This window comes from Streptomyces albipurpureus (genome assembly GCF_023701525.1).
Taxonomy (GTDB): domain Bacteria; phylum Actinomycetota; class Actinomycetes; order Streptomycetales; family Streptomycetaceae; genus Streptomyces; species Streptomyces albipurpureus.
Window position 1 is genome coordinate 71,138 of sequence record NZ_JAMQAW010000012.1, and the last position, 18,340, is coordinate 89,477.

General features: G+C 65.9%; 13 protein-coding genes. 7 read left to right on the top strand and 6 right to left on the bottom strand.

What is annotated here, in order from left to right:
- Window positions 1–165: 165 nt before the first annotated feature.
- Both NBG84_RS16085 and NBG84_RS16090 read left to right on the top strand, forming a co-directional pair.
- Window positions 166–1,491, top strand: coding sequence for an alpha/beta hydrolase family protein (locus tag NBG84_RS16085; RefSeq protein ID WP_285366841.1), 1,326 nt, complete (start codon window positions 166–168; stop codon window positions 1,489–1,491).
- Window positions 1,492–2,083: 592 nt separating this feature from the next.
- Window positions 2,084–5,416 carry a S8 family peptidase gene (locus NBG84_RS16090; RefSeq protein WP_308312071.1) on the top strand — a complete coding sequence of 1,111 codons (3,333 nt, stop codon included), beginning with the start codon at window positions 2,084–2,086 and terminating at the stop codon, window positions 5,414–5,416.
- Between the two features lie 445 nt (window positions 5,417–5,861).
- Here the strand turns inward: NBG84_RS16090 and NBG84_RS16095 are convergent, their stop codons facing one another.
- Together NBG84_RS16095 and NBG84_RS16100 are read right to left on the bottom strand one after the other, a co-directional pair.
- The gene (locus tag NBG84_RS16095) at window positions 5,862–6,449 is read right to left on the bottom strand and encodes a hypothetical protein (RefSeq protein ID WP_250920136.1); all 588 of its coding nucleotides are present in this window, start codon (window positions 6,447–6,449) and stop codon (window positions 5,862–5,864) included.
- A 378-nt stretch (window positions 6,450–6,827) separates the two neighbouring features.
- Window positions 6,828–7,295, bottom strand: coding sequence for a MarR family winged helix-turn-helix transcriptional regulator (locus tag NBG84_RS16100; RefSeq protein WP_250920137.1), 468 nt, complete (start codon window positions 7,293–7,295; stop codon window positions 6,828–6,830).
- A gap of 364 nt (window positions 7,296–7,659) precedes the next feature.
- On the opposite strand from NBG84_RS16100, the gene NBG84_RS16105 reads away from it, so the two are divergent.
- Both NBG84_RS16105 and NBG84_RS16110 read left to right on the top strand, forming a co-directional pair.
- Window positions 7,660–7,830, top strand: coding sequence for a hydrophobic protein (locus NBG84_RS16105; RefSeq protein ID WP_250920138.1), 171 nt, complete (start codon window positions 7,660–7,662; stop codon window positions 7,828–7,830).
- Between the two features lie 324 nt (window positions 7,831–8,154).
- Window positions 8,155–8,505, top strand: coding sequence for a PRC-barrel domain-containing protein (locus NBG84_RS16110; protein WP_250920139.1), 351 nt, complete (start codon window positions 8,155–8,157; stop codon window positions 8,503–8,505).
- A 289-nt stretch (window positions 8,506–8,794) separates the two neighbouring features.
- On the opposite strand, the gene NBG84_RS16115 is transcribed toward NBG84_RS16110, so the two are convergent.
- The 3 genes from NBG84_RS16115 to NBG84_RS16125 form a co-directional block, all read right to left on the bottom strand.
- Window positions 8,795–9,394: a choice-of-anchor C family protein gene (locus tag NBG84_RS16115; protein WP_250920140.1), complete on the bottom strand. Its 600-nt coding sequence runs from the start codon at window positions 9,392–9,394 to the stop codon at window positions 8,795–8,797.
- 869 nt (window positions 9,395–10,263) lie between these two features.
- Window positions 10,264–11,061, bottom strand: coding sequence for an SAM-dependent methyltransferase (locus NBG84_RS16120; protein WP_250920141.1), 798 nt, complete (start codon window positions 11,059–11,061; stop codon window positions 10,264–10,266).
- A gap of 68 nt (window positions 11,062–11,129) precedes the next feature.
- Entirely contained in the window at window positions 11,130–11,372 is a 243-nt protein-coding gene (locus tag NBG84_RS16125) for a DUF397 domain-containing protein (RefSeq protein WP_250920142.1), read from the bottom strand.
- Between the two features lie 1,108 nt (window positions 11,373–12,480).
- Between NBG84_RS16125 and NBG84_RS16130 the strand changes: the two genes are divergently transcribed.
- Complete coding sequence (locus tag NBG84_RS16130) at window positions 12,481–14,199, top strand: amidohydrolase family protein (protein WP_250920143.1); 1,719 nt, start codon at window positions 12,481–12,483, stop codon at window positions 14,197–14,199.
- A gap of 219 nt (window positions 14,200–14,418) precedes the next feature.
- Here NBG84_RS16130 and NBG84_RS16135 read toward each other — a convergent pair whose 3' ends face one another.
- Window positions 14,419–15,354 carry a MurR/RpiR family transcriptional regulator gene (locus NBG84_RS16135; protein ID WP_250920144.1) on the bottom strand — a complete coding sequence of 312 codons (936 nt, stop codon included), beginning with the start codon at window positions 15,352–15,354 and terminating at the stop codon, window positions 14,419–14,421.
- 146 nt (window positions 15,355–15,500) lie between these two features.
- On the opposite strand from NBG84_RS16135, the gene NBG84_RS16140 reads away from it, so the two are divergent.
- Window positions 15,501–16,826 carry an amidohydrolase family protein gene (locus NBG84_RS16140; protein ID WP_250920145.1) on the top strand — a complete coding sequence of 442 codons (1,326 nt, stop codon included), beginning with the start codon at window positions 15,501–15,503 and terminating at the stop codon, window positions 16,824–16,826.
- A 588-nt stretch (window positions 16,827–17,414) separates the two neighbouring features.
- The gene (locus tag NBG84_RS16145; RefSeq protein ID WP_250920146.1) at window positions 17,415–18,323 is read left to right on the top strand and encodes a phosphorothioated DNA-binding restriction endonuclease; all 909 of its coding nucleotides are present in this window, start codon (window positions 17,415–17,417) and stop codon (window positions 18,321–18,323) included.
- The last annotated feature ends 17 nt before the right edge of the window (window positions 18,324–18,340 follow it).

The following is an 18,340-nucleotide window of genomic DNA, read 5'->3' on the forward strand; positions in this document are numbered from 1 at the left end:
AAGCGCCAACACCGCGCATTCTGCCTCAAGAGCGCCAGTGCCGTACTGTCTCGCAGGCTGGAAAGCAGCCAAGTGATTTGGTGATAGACCTCTGACTCTAGCCCTCGGGGAAAGCGCGCGGTTAAGTTGCTCGGTGGAATTCAAGTTCCACCACGAGGAGAGTGAATGCGTACCGCACTGAGATGGTTATTGTCGATTGTGGTGCTTTCTAGCGCCGTGAGCGTTTCCGGTGGCCCGGCTGCGGCATCCTCCGAGGACCCCATATCAGACATCAATGGACGCCTTGCCGCGCTTCCGGGAGTGACCTCCTCGCAGGAGATCACCAATAGCGAACACTTCGGTCTGCGCGCATACCGGGTCCAGTTCGAGCAGCCCAAGGACCATCGGCGACCAGCGGCGGGCACGTTCCAGCAGCAGGTCATCGTCTTCCACAGGGGCGAGACCCTCCCGACCGTTCTCACACCCACACAACACGGCCAGGGAAACCCCACCGGCATCCTCTTCCCGAAGAACGAAGTGAAGGTCGAGCAGCGCTTCCTGCCCGATTCGTCACCGCATCAGAAGGACCTGACAAAGCTGACCAGCTGGCAGTTGGCCACCGATCTGCACCGAGTGACGGTCGCAATCAAGGGCATCTACGATCAGAAGTGGCTCTCCACAGGTATGGGAGTGACGGGTCAGATCGCGACGTACCACCGCCGCTTCTACCCGGCTGATGTGCAGGGGACGTATGTCCTCGCCGCTCGGAATGACGCGCGAAACAACGACGATTCGGCGTACGACGCGTTCTTCGCACGGGTGGGCACTCCCGAGTGCCGGGACCGGATCGCATCCTTCCAGCGCGAGGCCCTGGTGCGCCGAGACGAACTGGTGGAGCTCTACCGCCAGCAGGCCCAGGCGGACGGCGATACCTTCGAGCTGATCGGCTCGGTGGACCGCGCCTTCGAGATCTCGGTCACGGACTACCCATGGAAGTTCTGGGAACACCGGTCCGAGCGACTCTGCAAGATCGTTCCGCTGAAATCGGCCACCACGGCCGTGATCTGGAACGAACTCCGCTTGAGTGCCGCCTACTTCCGGGGCGACAAAGACCTACGCTGGAACGAGCAGAACCTCTACCTGGCCGGAACTCAGACCGGCTGGCCCACCGTCAGCACACCGCACCTGGACGACCTCCTACGCTATCCGGGTATCAACAGCCCGCGAACCTTTGTCGACCGAAGCATCCCCATGACCTTCGACAACAGGGCGATGGCGGACATTGACAACTGGGTCCGCAAGGATTCCTCCGAGATGATCTACATCTACGGAAAGAACGACCCGGTGAGTGCCGAGGCGTTCCGGGTCGACCAGGGCAGCAAGGATTCCCAGGTCTACTTCGGTGCTCCGTACGGAGGGATCGCCTATCTCACTCCGGCCGAACAGCAGGAGATCACCGGGAAACTGAGGAAGTGGGCTGGTGTAGCGGACCAGCCGCCCGCAATACGCTAACCGACCGGCTCAGGGCTGTCTCGCAATCCGGGTGGGACAGCCCTGGGCAACGACTCAAAGCCTGGACGGGTAGCGGTGGCCCGCCGTGCGTCTCCGCTCGGTGGCCACCGTTGCGCGACGCTACAGCCTGTTCGTCAAGGAATGCACCGAGGGTTCCCAGATCTCGAAGCGCCAGCGCGCGGCCGCATCAGCGAGCAGTTCACAACCCCTCTTGCCCACCGGCGGTGGCCACGACCCCGAGGGGCGGGTGGGCACGCCCTTGTCGCCCGTAGGCGATTCGTCGCCCTGCCGACCGGCGGGGAAGGGCCCCGGTTCAGCGAAGGCCGCGGCCACCGCCGGTGGGCGCCGTTGGCCCAGGGCGCGTACCCGTCGGGGCCTCAGCCGATTCACAGGATCGAGACCCCTGCGAGTGGATAAGAGGGCAGAGCTTGCCCGACGGTTCATCGGAGCCGGGACTGAGGCCCGAATGCACCCCTCAGCTGGTCTCTTTCGGACATCAGTGATCGTTTGGCCAACCCAGATCACCGGAACTCCGCTTCTCTCAGGGTGAACGAGGCCGCACCGGCACGCTCAACTCCCCGCAGGAGGTCATGTGTTCCAAAGACAGCAGCGCGCCGGGATGGCCGCGCTCACAACCGCGGTCTCACTGGCGCTGGTCGCCGGAATGACCGAGGCCGGTACTGCCGCCGCCGTCCCAGCGCCTGCCGGAAACGCCTCGCAGGCACGGTCGGCGGCCGGCCAGCCGAGCTGGATCACACTGATCACCGGAGACCGTGTCCGGGTCGATGCGAAGGGCAAGGTCACGGGCTTCGACCATGCCGAGGGGCGGGCTGGGATACCCGTTGGGACCTATACGGACCGCGGACACACCTATGTGGTGCCCCATGACGCGCGCCGGCTGGTCGCCGATGGCAGACTGGACCGGCGGCTCTTCGATATCACCGAGCTGGGTAGGGCGGAGAGCCGAAACGCGCATCGGGACGGGCTGCGGCTGATCGTGGCGTACGGCGGTTCCGCCGGAGCGGGTGCCCGTAGGTCGGTCCGTGCTGCCGATGGCACCGAGTTCAACCGGGCGTTGAAGACGCTGAACGCGGACGCGGTGACCAGCACGCCGGAGTTGTGGGAGACCATCACCAGGGATTCGAACGACGGAGCCAGGGTCGCAGCGTCCGGCATCAGCCGGATCTGGTTGGACGGCATCCGCAGCGCCACCCTGGAGAGGAGCACCGGGCAGATCGGGGCACCGAAGGCCTGGCAGGCCGGGTATCAGGGCAAGGGCGTGAAGATCGCCGTCCTTGACACGGGCGTTGACGCGGATCATCCCGACCTCAAGGGGCGGGTCGTCGCGGCCCAGAACTTCGGCGATTCCCCGGACACCCGGGACCGTGTCGGCCATGGCACCCACGCGGCCTCCATAGCCGCGGGCAGCGGAGCCCATGCCAACGGAACCCACCGGGGTGTCGCTCCCCAGGCTGAGATCCTCAACGGCAAGGTGCTGAACGATCTAGGCCGTGGCACCGACTCGGGCATCATCGCGGGCATGGAGTGGGCGGTGGCGCAGGGAGCGGACATCGTCAACCTCAGTCTCGGCGGGCAGGACACCCAGGAGATCGATCCGCTGGAAGCCACTGTCAACAAGCTCTCGGCCCAGACCGGTGTGCTCTTCGCAGTGGCGGCGGGGAACGCGGGACCGAACGGGATCGATTCGCCGGGCAGCGCCGACGGCGCTTTCACCGTCGGCGCGGTCGACCGCGCGGACAGGCTCGCCGGCTTCTCCAGCACCGGCCCCCGGGTCGGCGGCGGTGCGGTCAAGCCCGATGTGGCCGCGCCAGGTGTGGACATCTCCGCCGCGGCCACTGGGAATGGATCATCCGGGAGCACCCCGGGCTACCTCTCGATGTCCGGTACGTCGATGGCCACCCCGCATGTCGCCGGCGCCGCCGCCCTGCTCAAGCAGCAGCATCCCGGGTGGAAGGCGAAGGAGCTGAGGAGCGCCCTCGCCTCATCGGCCAAGGACACCGGACACACCCCCCATGAGCAGGGCAGTGGCAGGATCGCCATCGACAAGGCGATCATCCAGACCGTGATCTCCGAGGAGACCTCGCTCGACTTCGGCAAGCAGGCGTGGCCGCACACCGACGACACACCAGTCACCAAGAAGATCACCTACCGGAACAGCGGCAGCGCGGACATCACCCTCGATCTGGCGGTCACCGCCCATGGCCCCGGGAGCACGCCCGTACCGGCAGGCTTCTTCACCCTCGGCACGAACCAGGTCACCGTCCCAGCCGAAGGCACCGCCTCCGTCGACTTCACTGCCGACACCCAGCGGGGTGGCGATGACGGCCACTACTCCGCCACCGTCGTGGCATCCGGCGGCGGCCAGACCGTCCGGTCCACCGCGGCGATCGAGCGGGAGGCCGAGTCCTACGACGTCACCTTCAAGCACATCGGACGGGACGGGAAGCCGAGCAGGCACTTCAGGTCCGGGCTGAACTCATTGACCGCGCTGCATTCACCACCGCGATTCATCGATTCATCCGCCGGTGACCTCACCGTCCGGCTGCCCAAGGGTGAGTATGTGCTCGACTCCAACGCACCGGTCGACCCCAAGAACCCGGCCGACGGCATCGATGTGCTGCTCCAGCCCAAGCTCACGGTGGACAAGGCCCAGACGGTGACTCTCGACGCCCGCCTCACCAGGCCGGTGAAGCTCACCGTGCCCCATGCGAAGGCCAGGATCGCCGCCGGAATGATGGAGTACAACCGGACCTCCTCGAACGGTCGGGGCACCGGCGGGTACTTCCCCGTGGACTCGTTCGACACATTCAACATCGCTCATCTCGGCCCGCAGATCACGGACGGGTCCCTGAACCAGATATGGGTCGGGAACTGGCGCAAGAACTCCCGCACGGAGTACAACGCCGCTTCCGGCGGCCCGGTGAAGCGGATCGCCACCGGCTACACCCGCGACTTCAGGGCCGCGGAGTTCGCCACGGTGAAGGTCGGTCTCGGCGCCTCGGTCAAGGGCAAGCGGGCAACCGTGGAACCGACCGCGTACATCCCGGGAGGCCACTGGGGAATGGTCGGCTTCGGTGTCGCGCGGCCCTCGCCCGACACCCGCACGGTGTATGTCTCCAACGGTGACAGGGTGAGGTGGAACTTCTACGTGGGCCAGGTCGCATCGGACGACCCGAACGGCGGGTACCAGACCGATCTGCTCCTGAACTCACCGCCCAAGACCTACCGGGCCGGCAAGACCCATCAGGAGACCTTCAACACCGCTGTCTTCGGGCCGATGCTCGATCAGTGGTCGGGGCTCTGGCGATACGGCGACCAACTAGTGGCCCAAGTACCGCTGTTCGCTGATGGCCGGGGCAACTCCGGCACCGGCGCCGTCCAGTCCGCCCGCACCACGCTCCACCGGAACGGGACGAGGATCGGCGAGAACTCCGACGCGTTGACCGGTCGCGAGACGCTGCCGATCGGTCGGGAGGCGGGTCAGTTCACGCTCACCACCTCGGTCACACGGAGCGCCACAACGACACGGGTGAGCAGCCGAATCGACGCCGAGTGGACCTTCCGCGCCGATGCGGCACCCACGGACGGTCAGGTGACGCTACCGATCTCGACAGTGCGTTTCACCGGTGCCCAGGTCGGTCTCGACAGTACCGCTCCTGCAGGTGCCACCCAGACCATTCCGCTCCAACTCCACGGCGCGGCGGCGAAGGGCAACATCGCATCGCTCACCGCGCAGGCCTCCTATGACGGCGGCAAGACCTGGCGGAAACTCACGGTGACCAAGAACAAGGTGACCGTGAAGAACCCGGCGAAGGGCAGGTCGATCACCCTGCGCGCCCAGGTGGCCGACAGGCAGGGCGGCATGCACAAAGTCACCGTGCACAACGCCTTCTTCGGCGGATAGGCACCGCAGCGGAGCCCGCACCGCATGATGACGGCGGCCGACCGGAACCTGGTACCGGGTTCCGGTGGGCCGCCTTCCGCAGGGTGGAAGTGCGGCCCGCCGGAGCCTTGGTACGAGGTCCGGACGGTGACGCTCGGGCGTCGCCCGAATCAGATGTGGTCCAGCGCACGGGCCTGGCCGAGGGCGACCGATCGTTGTGACGGCGGATACTTCGGGCCAGAGTGCAGGGCGCATGGGACACATGGGTGCTCGGCTCTCGTGCGCCCAGCGGACGCACCACCTGGTGATCCGCCGCCCCACCCCGCGTGGACCGCGCCCAGCCGGTCAGTCAGTCACCCACTCGCTCGGGCCGAACCCACCGATGGGGGTGTCCATCCGCACCTGGAGTCCTCGGTGTGATCCGAGCGACGGTCCGCTGGGGCCCACACTCCGGGGTGGGACAGCCTCAGGCGATATCGATGTGCATGTTGAACCGCACCCCGCCGATCTTGACCAGCAGATTCCCCTGCACCTTTCGCTTGGCGAGCGTCTCACCGACCGAGCCCTTGCCGAGCGCGGCCTTGTTCTGCGGAGCGTGGCTGACGAAATCGGTGAAGACTCCCCCCGCAGCGAGCCCGGAGGCCTGTCTCCACTCGCTGCGCAACTCCCCGTAGGTGTCGGGGTCCATCGGAGATCCACCGAGGCCCAAATTGACGCGCTCCCCACCGACATAGGCGGCGGCGCACTGGGTGAGTATGGTCGGGACAAGGGTGTCCTTCAGCAGGTAGTGCCCCTTCACCGTATCGAGGAGCCCGCTCGCGTCCGCGGCGAGTCTGGCCTTGCGGGCGTCCTTGGCGCCAGCTCTGACCATGTCCTCCTTGTCGCTGTCGATGGTCTTGCGGGCCTGTTCGAAGCCGTGGTCCTTGTCCTGGGCGATCCTGATCGACGAGGCCCACTTGTCGGGGGTGACCCACTCGGGGTCGAACCCAATCTCCTCGCAGTACTCCTGGAGGTTCTGCTCGGCTTCCTGCGCGGACTTGGCGTACTTCGGCATGCGTCCCCCTGGGTGTGTGTTGTGCTGGCGCGGTGCAGCGTCCCACGTGGAGCCGAGTCCGTCAGACGTTCCGGAAAGATCGTGAAAGGGGCCTATAACTGGGGCTATTGGTGCGCGTTCACGTCGTTTTGCGACTCGATTCGCTCGACTCTGAACGGAATATCAGTCATGCGGGATTCTCGGTCCAGGCGGTATCTGCTCGACCGGCACCATCGGAAGGAGACCCGCTGCAACGGTGCGGGCCAGAGCCGGATCCACCGCGACAAGCCAGTGGGGCGGTACCAGCCGAATACACGGACGCGACGACACCACGGTCTCCGCTTGACACTCAAGGATCAACAGCGGGCTGGTGGCGCGCCCACCCGATACGAACACAGGCTAGGCCGGAGCTCCCCCGGTGTTCTGGATCATCCGGTGGAGCACCTTCAGAGTGGTGACGTAGTCGGCGTCGTCGATGCCCTGGTGGATGTGGTGACGGATTGCCGGAGCGTGCTGCTTGAGGCGGACCCGAGCCTCCTCGCCCGCCGCGGTGATCCACAGTCTCTGCCCGGCGTCGCGGGTGAGCCAGCCACGCTCCAGGAGGACTTCCGCCTCAGCGGTCAGTTCGTCCTCAGGCCTGAGGTAGGAGACCATTGCCTGTTGGAGTTCGGCGATGGTCATCCCCTGGCCATCAGTTGAGATGTCGTTCTCAGAGAGGTTGCGCAGCAGCCAGAACTGGGGCTGGGTGAAGCCTTGTTCGGCCTGTTGGGCACGGGTGAACGAGATGAGGGCCTCATAGGCCACTCCGGTCCAGTACGCGGCGGGCTGGGCAGCGAGCTCGGCGTCGGTGATGTGCTGGGTCGTCATGTTCGCTCCTGAGTGAGGATCACCGGGTGCAAGCACCGTAAAACCTCAAGCGGAGCTGAGGTCAAGGCCAGCGTTGTCCCGATAGCGGTGAGGGACACCGACCCTGGGCAGTCACTCTGCACGGGCACTTCGAGGACAGGGGCGGAGCACAGGCACTCGGGGGCGTCGTAGCGGTCGGCCTCGGCTTCGGGGAGGCCGGCAGTGGCCTGCGGAACCCTGCGAATTCTTCGCCGTTCCGGCGGGCGCGAGTGCTTCTTCCTCATGGTGGCGCGCTCTCGTTCCCGAATCGACCGGACTGAAACCACGATGTCGAGTGCGTGAGATGTCGATAGCGGGGCACATGATTTTCCGGAGGTTGATAATTATGGTTCCCCTGCTTCTTGTTTTGCTTCTGGCTCTCATCCTTTTCGGCGCTGGTTTTGCCTTGGAAGCGTTGTGGTGGATAGCGGTCATCGTTCTTGTGGTGTGGCTGCTGGGGTTCGTCGTCCGGCCTGGCGGTGGTGGCGGTCGCCGTGGCCGGTGGTATCGCTGGTAGAGCCGAACAACCGGTTCGCGTGGCGGGTCGGATCAGGTTCTCCCTGGTCCGACCCGTTTGCGTGGTGCAGGAGGCCGCGTAGCCGACGGCCGGTGAACCTCGGGAAAGTACTGGAATGCAGAGGTGTTTTCCAGTTTTCGGGGTAGGGACGCGCGAGCCCGGAGACAACCAACCCCTATGGGGTATTTCTCAGACCTCGCCAGGTTTCCTGGATTATTGAGGAATGGCATGGCGCGGTGTGGGAAGGCGCTTCATCGAGCAACGAGTCGGCACCTATTTGAGTATCGACCCTCATTTCTTACCCATCGATCGAAAGGCTTTATCGTGACGGACAACATGTGGGGTTACCCGGCGGCGTCGGGACACCAGGCCGGATCGGATCTGACCGGCTTCAAGGTTGAGGCGACGGACGGCCAGATCGGCAAGGTCGACAAGCACTCCGAGGACGTCGGCTCCGCCTACATCGTGGTCGACACCGGTATGTGGATCTTCGGGAAGCATGTGCTGTTGCCGGCGGGCACCATCTCCCGTATCGACCCCGCCGAGCAGAGGCTCTACGTGGACCGCACCAAGGACGAGATCAAGGCCTCCCCGGAGTTCGACAAGGACAAGCACGTCGGCGACACCGGATACCACCAGCAGGTCGGCACGTACTACGGATCGCCGCGCGCGTAAGCAGCGCACATGAAGCGGGGTGTTCACCTCCCGAGAGGGTTGGGGTGAACACCCCGCTTCATGTGTCGGGACCCAGGTCATAGCGGCCAGGCTCAGACCTTCGATGGCCGGCGGCAGAACCCGGATCGTCGGTGCGGCCGGTGCCTCAGGTCCCGCGTCGGCAGCCGACGATCCGACGAGGTGGCCAGAGGGTCCCCGCGGACGGTTGAAACCCGGCGTCCCCGGTCCGTGCGCCATGGGCGACGGGCCGGGGACGGGTATCGGTGACACGGTCATGACAGCCTGGCCATCATGGGGTGCAGGAACAAGGGGAAGACGCGGTGACTCGGACATCGTCGATGACGGGTCCGTAGGCACCGGGCAGAGTACTGGCGAACCCAAGGGTGGTCGTCGGCGTGTTGGCCACGAAGGTCACCTGCCGCTGCACATAGCCCATGGCGGCACGCGTCTTCCCGGTGGAGTCAAAGGAGAAGTCCTGGAAGTTCTGCCCGCCGACCAGGACCCGGCCGGTCTTCACCGCCGGGCCGCCCTCCGGGTTCGCGGCCAGCGCATAGGTCACCGTGTAAGTCCGCCCCACGATCGTGGAGAAGGTCTGCGCCACCGCGCCCGCCTGACCGCCGTTGAGATCGACGGACTGGTCACCCTCAGCCGCTTGCCAGAACCCGGTACCGATCAGGTCCACTGACCCGGAGGTGACCTTCCACGGCCCGATCGACTGCCCGCTGACCAGGGTCGTGAAGGAGTTCGCCGGGGCGGTGGGGTACTCGAAACTGCCGTCGTCGAACCGGCTCACAGCCGCCGCCGACGGGGCGGCCAGCGCCGCACCCGAACCGCCGACAAGGAGCCCTGCCGCAACAGCGACGACGCCCAGGGAACGTGCAACCAACATGACTGCCTCCTGAAGAGATGGAATTCCTCGTCCAACACGATCATCTTTCCGTCAGCTCGGAAGGGATGAGAAGGCCCGCGCCCAGGCGTGCGGGAGTACTGGCGAGGGGAACGTGATCCATGAACACACTCGTGCGCCCCAACAAGCCGATTGAGCCCATCGTTACCGCGTTCATCTCCTGTTGGCGTCCCGGGTCGGAGCCTCAGGGCCGTGCTTCACTGAGCAGCTCCGCCGGCCCGGGGTGGCCGGTCGGCTCTGTTTCCCCGGCAACCGGGCGTCCTCGGAGAAGAAGTGCAACAGTTCGTACGGTGGGGCGTGCATGGGCCAGGCCCACGCCCTGCCGGGGCAGCCGGGGCAGTGGCAGACCAGGCTCGTCAGGGGAGAGACAAATCGGAGACCTGGACCGCGCACCAGTCAGGCAGCCGTTTCCCTGCCGGAGGGGCATTGCACCGGCCCGCGTGGACCGCTGCCAGGGCCGGCAATCCCAGCGACCTTGAGTGGTCGCACCACCGGGACTTCCTCGTTGCCTCCCCACGGCGGCTCACGATCGCCCGCACGACCGCTCGAACCAGCTGGCCGCTTCGGAGCGGCGTTTGGCGCGACTCGGCGAGGTGCGCGGCGATGCCGGGCCCTGGGGTGCGGATGGGAGGAGCGCGGCTCATGCCATCCAGCGCGATCGTCCCAGCGCGTGACCCAGCAGAGCAAGGTGGTCGGCGGGTGCGCCCGGTCTACAAGCAACGGTGTGGGTGAGAGCGGGAGCGAGATACTCGGTGCCATCGTCGAGGCTGTCGATGGCATCGCCCGGTACGGGGACCCGCGCTCCCGACTACGCCGTGGGCGGGTGTCGTTGATCGGGCCCTCGGGGGTATTCAGACCTTGCGGCCAACACCGACGTACAACGGGGTGCCACCGGCCGCTGTGGACGCTGCTTCCGGATGCCAGTCGTCCACCAGCCGAAGGCCGGGTTCAAGAAGTTCAAGCCCGTCGAAGAAGGTGGCAACCTCGGCTTCCGACCTCAACTGGGCCATGACTCCATTGTTGCGATAGACCTCCATGACCCGTTCCATGGCTTCGGGGTCGAGATCGGCCGTTCCATGGGACAGCACCAGATGACTTCCCGAAGGCAGCGGGTCGAGGAGGCTTCGTACCAACCCGCGAGGGTCATGCTCATCGGAGACGAAATGCAGCAGCGCCACCAGCGACAGCGCTATGGGCTCATCGAAGTCGAGCACATTCCTCGCCCCACGGAGAATCACGTCTGGGCTGCGGACATCCGCCTGGACGTACTCCGTCCGCCCTTCCGGGCCGCTGCTCAAGAGGGCCTCGGCATGTCGCAGCACTATGGGGTCGTTGTCAACGTAGACCACGCGTGCCCCGGGAACGATCCCCTGGGCGATCTGGTGGAGATTCGGCTCGGTGGGTATCCCGGTCCCGATGTCCAGGAACTGCTTCACACCGTGCTGGGCTAACAGCCTCACAGCCCGGTTCATAAACCGCCGATTGGCCTGTGCGGCCAGCCTGCCCTGAGGGTAGAAGGAGAGGACCTGTTGGGCGGCGGCAGCATCGACGGGGTAGTGGTCCTTCCCATTGAGGTAGTAGTCGTACATGCGCGCAGGATGGGGTTTGGTGGTGTCAAGGATTCCCGATCCGTCGTCAGCATCCGTCATGGGCCGTCCTTCGCTCTCATTGACTGCGGTAGGGCAGGTACGGGTGCCGGGTGACTCCTCGCCACCACTCAGGAGATCAGGAAGTCGGCGCCGCCGTCCTTCGCCCACTGGATGAAGACACGCATTTCCTCGGTCGTACAGACCAGGGCCGGGCCGTGTGGATCGCTGGATTGACGCAGCGCGATCCTGCCACCGGGGAGTTTCTTGGCCTCCACGCACGAGGCCCCGTTGGGGCCGCTCCACGGCCGGCGCCAGTTCTCGTCGCCGAGGTCGGCGGCGGCATGGTCGACATGGTGGGTACGCGCGGTCATTGCTTCTCCTTGTGGATGTCCGTCCAGGACATCTCTGATCCTGCTAGGGGTGTCGCTTTGATGGTCAACGGGCTCGATGGCCGGGAAGGGGCCCGGGCGGTGGGTGATGGCATTCGCAGCAGATTCGGCGGGGCGGGCCGCGGGGCCATCGGCAGATCCACTGCGACACCCACCCTTCCCACCTCGCTGTGTCCTGGCGTACGGTCACCGACCGCCGCTCCCGCCTCGGGCCATCCATTGATCCGACACGCCTTCGGCATGACCTCGACGGCACAGGTCTCCGCGATCGGTGGGGCCTATGCCCAACGCCGACCCCCGGTAGGTGTGAACACGACTCGGCTCGCTCACACCCCACAAACTCCCCTGCACCATGGGCCCGTTGAAGAACAGTTTGCCACGCATGGGGTGGAGTGCACAGAGCACTTCGTGACAATGCACTGTGCATACTTCGCGGCGTGATAGGCCCTCAGGAGAAGGTACGCAGGTCAGCGGCTAGCTGGCCCAAGAGGCGAGGCCCGACGTGGCCCTGGCCGGGAGGGCACCAAACCCCATCGCGTGGCGGGAGGAGGGGCGTGAGGACACAGCCGCCGGCGTTCTGGGCGGCGTCACCGTAGGCCCGGCCACGCGGTACGAACATGCCCCATGAGGGGGTAGCAGCTGGCCATCCGCAGGGAGAAGGCTCAGTGGCCGGGGCAAGCGGAGGAGATCGCGGCATCCGCTCGACTCCGCTAACCATAGGAATACGGTGGATACTCACCCATCGAGGGCAACACACGCCCATGCGGGGTGACTTCACTCGCACGGACAGCGGAGGAAGCCCAGGGACCGGGGTGCTTCAGCCGCTCCCGGAACCAACCTGACGCGTACTCGGCCCCACCCGCCAAGCGCCCGAACAAGCCAACCGCCTACGCGGCCCGACGCCCCTTGAGTAGATTCCTACCGTCGCAGTCCCGCACGAGGACACCATAATCTACCGGCTTTAGCTCGACCTTCAATTCCGACAATTGAAACGCTGCCACCTCTCTCTGGAATTCACCACTCCCGCAGGGCAATCAGGGCCGGGATCCGCATAAAGGACATCAATATGCCAGAAGCCAGAAGGGGACATATGAATCGCGGTAATGGCATCACCTTGCTCGCCGTAACGGCCGCACTAGCCATCTGCTCGATTCCATCGTCTACGACCATGAGCGTGCAACCCCTGCGGAACGTGGCAGCCTCCGACCCCGGCGTACTGCTCACCGGCAAAGTGGTAACCATGAACGATGCAGGGGAAGTCTGGCCGGGCGCCCGCCTCTGGGTTCGAGCTGGACGTATCGAAGCGATTACCAAAATGGGCGATCCATTACCGGCAGGCGCAAAAGACGCACAAGTCATCAACACCGATGGTGTGATTTATCCAGGGATGATCGATCTGCACAATCATCCTGAATTTTCCATCTATCCGTTAATGCCCATTCGGAAGGCATACAAGGATCGCTATGAGTGGCGATTCTATGAAGCCGCCTACAACAAGCGCATCACTTACCCTCAACTCGTTCTGGCCGCGAACGACTACTACGACCTCGGCATGGAAATGGGCCGATACGGCGAGTACAAGGCCATGGCGGGTGGCACAACGGCTCTCCAGGGTGGGAGCGTGGACCGACCGTACTCCACCAGCGAATGCCTGGTACGCAATATCGAGAATTCAAGAGTTGGTCCGCGACTGGCCGTGAGCCGTGTGGATATCGGTCGCGACGCGATCGAATGGGCTGATCTACTGAGGGTAAAAGAAAAAGGCCTGCTGGCGCTGCACCTGGCCGAAGGAACCAGCTCACGTATGGCGACCGAGTACGAGGCCATCAAGAAGAGCGGTTTGGTAGGTTCCGAACTCATCACCATTCATAACGTAGGGCTCACCCGAGATCAGTTCAAGGATATGGCGGCTCATGGCGCCAAAATGGTCTGGTCGCCACTTTCGAATTTCCTCCTCTATGGAAAGACCGCTGATGTAGCTGCCGCAAGGAAGGCTGGTCTCGCCATCAGCCTGGCACCCGACTGGGCGCCCTCCGGGAGTAAGTCGATCCTGGGTGAGCTGAAAATCGCGGATCTCGTAAACAAACATCAACTCAACGGCCTGTTCAGCGATCGCGAACTGGCAGAAATGGTGACACGAAACCCGGCCCAAGCTATGCGCTGGACCGACCGTGCCGGTCAGATCGCGCCAGGTTTCGTGTCCGACCTAGTGGTGATGGATGATCAACACAATGATCCCTATCGGAACCTGATCGAAGCCACTGAAGAGAATGTACGGCTACTGGCTGTGCGCGGCGAAATGCTGTATGGGGATCAGTACATCATGCGGAAGGTCCGCCGCGCGGTGGACATCGAAGGCACGGCGAAATTCGACAACAACCGGACCAAGGTCATGGCGGTGGACTGCCCTGGGACGAAACTACCGAAGATGAGCTTCGCCGAAACAAAGGATCGACTGCAGCGCGCACTCGATATGGATCCCAGCTTTCTCCTGGAACAGGTACAGAGAAGACCAGATTCCGTAAAGAGGATTGTCGCCGAGCTATCCAACTGTCCGGGTGGCAGTTCAGCCGGCAGATTGACGGCTGCGGATATGAAGCGCCTCCTCAGTTGCCGCCTCGGGTTGCCCTACGAGAGAACAACGCTGAGCCCCCTGGTCACCAACGACGATGAAGAGTGGATGGCTCGATTGCTGGCCAATCCAAATATCCCGACATACCTGAAAGCCTTGCCGCATTACTATGAGAGGAAGCAGGAAGAGGGAGAACATCAGGGTAACCAGGGCAACGAACAGCACACTCGAAGGTAGGCGCCCGGTGTTGTGCCAGAAGCGTTCCCGAGACGTTGAAGAAGCGCTTGCGAAGGTCGGTGGCCGAGCAGACCGGCGGGTGCCCGTACGAAGGCGCCGGAGCACACGCTGACCGCTCGTGCTCCCCCATGGAAGGTCCATCCCATGGAAGGTCCATTCAGCCCGGGGGCCCGAGCCTTGGACTCCTGGTGACAGACCCAGAGCATGAGTATTGACTGGTCAGTGCGGTCCACTCCCCCGCTCGCCCCGCCCCGGGCCATCGGGGGCGAAAAGGTCCAGTTCCTGCCAGACCGTCGATACCCGCTCGGCAGCCGATCGGCTCGCCGCCGGGTCACTGGCCGTCAACTCCGCCACCAAGCCGTAGGCCACGCTGGTGGCCACCGTCATGGACTGGATGTTCGCGATGCCCTCGGTCGGCACGACCAGGACATGGTCGGACTCCTGGGCGGGCGGGGAGTACCTCGTATCGGTCACCACACAGGTCACCGCACCCGCCCGGCGTGCCGCCCGAAGCGCCGCCCGAGTGTCCCGGTAGTGCGGCCAAAAGGTCCAGGCCACCAGGCAGTCGTCAGCGCTCAGAGCAGCGAGTGCGTGGGCCAGATGCGCACCGCCCCGATCCTCGCAGCTGACGGGGAAGCCCCGGCTCGCGGCCACCATGGCGAGGGCCTGTGCGGGAATGGCGTGGGTGCCCGCGGCAACGACGAGGGTACGTCGAGCATCACGGATGGAGCGCACGACCGTGCGCGCGGTCTCGAAGTCGAAGGACCGTTCCAAGGCGCCCAGGCTCTGGGCGTCACGGGCGAATGCGGTGGCGAGAAGGCCGCCGTCTGCCTTGGACGGCTGCCCGGGGACGAACCGCCCGGTGAGGTAGACCGCCCGGAGGTCCGCCTGGAGGTGTGGCCAACCGGCGTACCCAAGGCTCTGGGCGAAGCGGACGACCGTCGCGGGGTTGACCTCGGCCCGCTCGGCGACGTCAGCCGCGGTGGCGTAGGAGCAGTAGGTGGGTTGGGTGGTCAGCACCTGACGGACGAGTACGGCCTTGGGGCCCAAGGGGACTTCGTCCGTCAAGCCGTCGAGCCACTGCGCGACCGTGGTCCCGACTCCGTCCGGGTTCTCGCTCGCGCCGAGGGCGCCAGGCGTGTCTGGGTCTTCCATCACAGCCCCATTCTCCCCTTGCACGAAACCATGCACTGACTGTTGTGTGCACGTAACCATGCGACTAGGGTCCTCGCAATCGAGCACCGCCCGCGAGCCGGCAAACCAGCGCGGAGCCGTAGCCACACCCTCAAGGAGCTATGTCCATGTGCGTTGACCCCACCACCCCGCCTCCCCCTTCCCGGGTCACGCGCCGTGGCGTGCTGGCCGGAGCAGCCGTGCTCGCGGGCGGCGCGGCGCTGACCGGTACCGCAGCGGGCACCGCTGCGGCGGCTGAGGATCCGAAGGCCGCAGCGCGGGGCACTTCGTCCCGTCCACCGCGTGGCGGCACGCTGATCATCGACGGCGGTACGCTCCTGGACCCGCTGACCGGTCGGGTGACCGAAGACGCCGTGGTCGTCATTGAGGACGGCACCGTGCGGGCGGCCGGCACCCGTAAGGCGACCCGCAACGACGTCGCGGCGGTACGGAAGACGGCACGCGTCATCCAGGCAGAGGGCCGCTGGGTGCTGCCGGGGCTGGTCGACTCCCATATCCACCTCAGTACCCTCACCGACGCGCACCGCGCGCTCAGTCTCGGCGCGACGAGCATCCGCAGCGGCAGCACCGCGTTCTACCAGGACATAGCGCTCAGGGAGTTGGCGCGCTGGTCTCCCGAGCGGGTACCGCGGATTCGGGCGGCGGGAATCTTCGTCACACCGAAGCTCGGCGACACCATCCTCGCGGACCCCGATCTCGCCCCCCTCGCCCGCCTCAAGGACGGGGTACGTACCCCGGAGGCGCTGCGCCGCGTGGTGGAGGTGAATCTGTCCCGGGGCGTCGACGTCATCAAGACGCGGGTCAACGAGCGCGCCGGCTCGCCCACCGAGGACCCGCTGACTCAGGTCTACAGCCGCGAGCAGCTCTCCGCCACGGTCGCGGCAGCCCGGCGGGGCGGTGCCACCGTGCTCTGTCACAGTTACAGCGAGAAGGGCATCCACGACGCCGTGGTGGCGGGCGTCAACAGCATTGAGCACGGTGTCTACCTCGGTGAGCACACCATGCGGGAGATGCGCCGCCGCGGTACGTACTTCACTCCCACCCTCGCCGCGATGGCGAGCCTTGCCGCCGACCCGAACCCGATCCTCGCCGAGCGCGGTCGCCGCTTCCTCCCGATCGCCAAGCGCGCCGTGCTGCGGGCGCATGAGTTGGGCGTTCCCATCGCCTCCGGAACCGACTCCTCCGGCGGTGCGGTCGACCCCATCGGGCGCGAGGTCGAGTTGATGCGCGAGGCCGGGCTCCCGGCGCTCGAAGCGATCCGCACCGCGACCACGGGTGCCGCCCGCCTGATTGGACTGTCGCGGAGCGCCGGCCGCCTCGCACGCGGTTTCCGCGGGGACGCCGTGCTGGTCGACCGCGACCCGCTGCGGGATGTGTCGACACTCAAGTCCCCCAGCACGGTGATCAGTTACGGATTCGCGGTCGAGGCCTGAGTTACGCCCCGCTAACCCTTCCCCTCGCCCGGATGGCCATCCTCCGGGCGAGGGGTCTTCGTCCGCCCATTCCCGTACGACTGGTCCGGTCCGGCTGATCCGTACGGACTCCGGGAGCGCCGTGCACCGGGCGAGTTCCCCAGGCGCGATGGGATCTCCGCGGCCATCCCGGGCGGTTCCCCACCCTTCTCACGCGCCTTCGGTCGGACCTGGTGCTCAACGGGCCGGCCGGAAACGAGGGCTGTCGCCCTCGTTCATCGCGCCGGCCGTTGCCGCACCCCTCCACCGGGAAGCCCCCGCGCTCGCTACCGCGCGGGTGGCGCGTCTGGCCTTGGACGGAATCCCGGCCTGGCGTAGCAGCGCAGGCCAGGTTGTACTCCCTGGTGACACTGCTCGCTGGTGAGGACCCGCGCATCGTCGGTGCCTCAGCGGGCGGCACCGTGATGCCTCTTGCCGCCGTGGAACCGCCGCTGGAGTCGGCTGGTCCCTGAGCCGGCCAACGTCGTCGCCTGTTCCGCAACAACGCATGAGGGGGCGGGTTTGCGGGCACTCGCCGCCCGTGCGGACGCGGCTCGGTACGCTGCGCTGATGGATGCCTCGGCACGGTGGATCAGCCAGTTCAGCGGCTTGCGTCAGTGGGCCAGGGCTGGTGAGCGAGCCCCGCACAAACCCCTGCTGCTGCTGTACGCGCTAGCGCGATTCCAGCGGGACGGCGCGGAGCCGCTGCGGTACTCGGCGGTCGAGCGGGACCTTCGGGGGCTGCTGGCCGAGTTTGGACCGGCGAGGCGGACCACCCCTGCGTATCCGTTCCACCACCTGCAGAGCGACGGGCTCTGGGTGGTGCGGACCGCGCAGGGCGAGGGCAGTCCCGGTACGGGAGAGCGTGCTCTGCGGGAGAGCGGAGCCGCAGGGGAACTCGCCCCAGAACTACGGGCAGCGCTGGAGGCCGACCCCGGGCTGTTGGAACGCCTGGTGGGAATCCTGTTGGAGCGCCACTTCGCGCCGTCGCTGTTCGAGGACATCGTGGCCGCGACCGGTTTGCAGCCGCAGGAGCCGCAAGTCCAGTCAGCCGACGGCTCGACCGGTGTGGCCTACGCCCTGGGAATGCGACAGGTTCGTCGTGGTGCGGTCAAGATGCGGGCGCGGGTGCTTGAGGCGTACAGCGGCCAGTGCGCCTTCTGCGGATTCGATGGACGGCTGGGTGAGGTGGCGGTGGGTCTGGAGGCGGCCCATGTGCGGTGGTGGGCGTTCAACGGACCGGATGAGGTGTCCAACGGCCTCTGTCTGTGCACCCTGCACCACAGACTCTTCGACAAGGGAGTGATGGGGCTCTCCCCTCAGCGGCGGATCATCGTCTCCCAGCGTTTCGCGGGGCACGGTGAGGCTGCCCGTACACAGGTGTTCGCCCTGGCGGGGCGCCCGCTGCTCGGTCCGGGTGACGCGGTCCTCGATGGTGCACACATCAACTGGCACACCGCCCAAGTCTACAAGGGCTGAGGCCGCCGCACCCCCGT

Excerpts from the sequence above, each read along its gene's own strand:
- NBG84_RS16140 (WP_250920145.1), top strand. The coding sequence starts at position 15,501 with ATGTGCGTTGACCCCACCACCCCGCCTCCCCCTTCCCGGGTCACGCGC.
- NBG84_RS16135 (WP_250920144.1), bottom strand. The coding sequence starts at position 15,354 with ATGGAAGACCCAGACACGCCTGGCGCCCTCGGCGCGAGCGAGAACCCG.
- NBG84_RS16115 (WP_250920140.1), bottom strand. The coding sequence starts at position 9,394 with ATGTTGGTTGCACGTTCCCTGGGCGTCGTCGCTGTTGCGGCAGGGCTC.
- NBG84_RS16100 (WP_250920137.1), bottom strand. The coding sequence starts at position 7,295 with ATGACGACCCAGCACATCACCGACGCCGAGCTCGCTGCCCAGCCCGCC.
- NBG84_RS16085 (WP_285366841.1), top strand. The coding sequence starts at position 166 with ATGCGTACCGCACTGAGATGGTTATTGTCGATTGTGGTGCTTTCTAGC.
- NBG84_RS16145 (WP_250920146.1), top strand. The coding sequence starts at position 17,415 with ATGGATGCCTCGGCACGGTGGATCAGCCAGTTCAGCGGCTTGCGTCAG.
- NBG84_RS16120 (WP_250920141.1), bottom strand. The coding sequence starts at position 11,061 with ATGACGGATGCTGACGACGGATCGGGAATCCTTGACACCACCAAACCC.
- NBG84_RS16105 (WP_250920138.1), top strand. The coding sequence starts at position 7,660 with ATGGTTCCCCTGCTTCTTGTTTTGCTTCTGGCTCTCATCCTTTTCGGC.
- NBG84_RS16125 (WP_250920142.1), bottom strand. The coding sequence starts at position 11,372 with ATGACCGCGCGTACCCACCATGTCGACCATGCCGCCGCCGACCTCGGC.
- NBG84_RS16130 (WP_250920143.1), top strand. The coding sequence starts at position 12,481 with ATGAATCGCGGTAATGGCATCACCTTGCTCGCCGTAACGGCCGCACTA.
- NBG84_RS16095 (WP_250920136.1), bottom strand. The coding sequence starts at position 6,449 with ATGCCGAAGTACGCCAAGTCCGCGCAGGAAGCCGAGCAGAACCTCCAG.